This window comes from Streptomyces sp. IBSBF 3136, assembly GCF_036815105.1.
Lineage (GTDB): Bacteria > Actinomycetota > Actinomycetes > Streptomycetales > Streptomycetaceae > Streptomyces.
Genome location: NZ_JAJSZC010000431.1, coordinates 1 through 2075 on the forward strand (window position 1 = coordinate 1; position 2075 = coordinate 2075).

Genomic DNA, 2075 nt, shown 5'->3' on the forward strand with positions numbered 1-2075 from the left:
CCACGTACACCAGCAGCTGGTAGCAGCAGTGGATCCTTTCGGCGGGGGTCTCGGCGGCCGGGGCGGCCGGAGCCGGGGCCTCGGCGGCCGCGGGGGCCGGAGCGGCAGCGGGCGCGCCCGTGCCGTCGTCGATCACGGCCAGCTCGGCGCCGACCTCGACGGTCTCGTCCTCGGCGACCTTGATGGAGGCCAGCACACCGGCGGCGGGCGAGGGGATCTCGGTGTCGACCTTGTCGGTCGAGACCTCGAGCAGCGGCTCGTCGGCCTCGACGCGCTCGCCCTCGGCCTTCAGCCAGCGGGTGACAGTGCCCTCGGTGACGCTCTCGCCGAGCGCCGGAAGGGTTACGGAAACCGCCATGGTTTCGGTTGCTCCTTACGAATTGCGGAAGTCTGTGTCGTCGCGCCCGTTGACCGAGGGGTCAGTCGTGGGAGTGCAGCGGCTTGCCGGCCAGCGCCAGGTGTGCCTCGCCGAGCGCCTCGTTCTGCGTCGGGTGGGCGTGGATGAGCTGGGCGACCTCGGCCGGCAGCGCTTCCCAGTTGTAGATCAGCTGGGCCTCGCCGACCTGCTCGCCCATGCGGTCACCGACCATGTGGACGCCGACCACGGCACCGTCCTTCACCTGGACGAGCTTGATCTCGCCGGCGGTGTTGAGGATCTTGCTCTTTCCGTTGCCCGCCAGGTTGTACTTCAGAGCGACGACCTTGTCCGCGCCGTAGATCTCCTTGGCCTTGGCCTCGGTGATACCGACGGAGGCGACCTCCGGGTGGCAGTACGTCACCCGCGGGACACCGTCGTAGTCGATCGGGACGGTCTTCAGACCGGCCAGACGCTCCGCCACCAGGATGCCCTCGGCGAAGCCGACGTGCGCGAGCTGGAGCGTCGGGACGAGGTCGCCGACGGCGGAGATGGTCGGAACGTTGGTGCGCATGTACTCGTCGACCAGGACGTAGCCGCGGTCCATGGCGACACCCTGCTCCTCGTAGCCGAGGCCCTGGGAGACCGGGCCGCGGCCGACGGCGACGAGCAGGACCTCGGCCTCGAACTCCTTGCCGTCGGCGAGGGTGACCTTGACACCGTCCTGGGTGTACTCGGCCTTCTGGAAGAAGGTGCCGAGGTTGAACTTGATCCCGCGCTTGCGGAACGCGCGCTCCAGGAGCTTCGAGCTGTTCTCGTCCTCGACCGGGACGAGGTGCTTGAGGCCCTCGACGACCGTGACGTCCGCGCCGAAGGACTTCCACGCCGAGGCGAACTCGACGCCGATGACACCGCCGCCCAGGATGATCGCGGACTTCGGCACGCGGTCCAGGACGAGGGCGTGGTCGGAGGAGATGATGCGGTCGCCGTCGATCTCCAGACCCGGCAGCGACTTCGGCACGGAGCCGGTCGCCAGCAGGACGTGGCGGCCCTGGACGCGCCGGCCGTTGACGTCGACCGAGGTGGGGGAGGACAGCCGGCCCTCGCCCTCGATGTACGTCACCTTGCGGGAGGCGACGAGACCCTGCAGGCCCTTGTACAGGCCGGAGATCACGCCGTCCTTGTACTTGTGGACGCCCGCGATGTCGATGCCCTCGAAGGTGGCCTTGACGCCGAACTGCTCGCTCTCGCGGGCCTGGTCGGCGACCTCGCCCGCGTGCAGCAGGGCCTTGGTGGGGATGCAACCCCGGTGCAGGCAGGTGCCGCCGACCTTGTCCTTCTCGATCAGGGCGACGTCCAGGCCCAGCTGCGCCCCGCGCAGGGCCGCGGCGTAACCACCGCTACCACCGCCGAGGATCACTAGGTCGAAAACGGTGCTGGCGTCGTTCGCCACGTCACGTCCTCCATGCATGTGCGCCTTGCGCCGGTCTTCGATGACCGGCGGGCGGCTGGTGTCCGGCCGCTTGATGCTTCGGCCCTTCGGTGGGGGCCCTGTCCTGCCGGGCTCCATCTTTGCACTTGTTCGAGGCGTACGAGACGCGGGGCCTGAGTGTGAGACACCCCACGTACCCCCGAAAACGAAGGCGCGCACGGCGCAGGGGGGGGGGGGGGGGGGGGGGGGGGGGGGGGGGGGGGGGGGGGGGGGGGGGGGGGGGGGGGG

General features: G+C 70.2%; 2 protein-coding genes. Both read right to left on the reverse strand.

Translation table 11 applies throughout. The features are described from left to right. On the reverse strand, positions 1-358 hold a 358-nt coding region (locus V7E45_RS39915; RefSeq protein ID WP_333779191.1), incomplete at its 3' end, for a biotin/lipoyl-containing protein. A gap of 61 nt (positions 359-419) precedes the next feature. After that, positions 420-1808, reverse strand: a complete 1389-nt coding sequence (gene lpdA / locus V7E45_RS39920; protein WP_333779192.1) for a dihydrolipoyl dehydrogenase — start codon at positions 1806-1808, stop codon at positions 420-422. Positions 1809-2075: the final 267 nt, after the last annotated feature.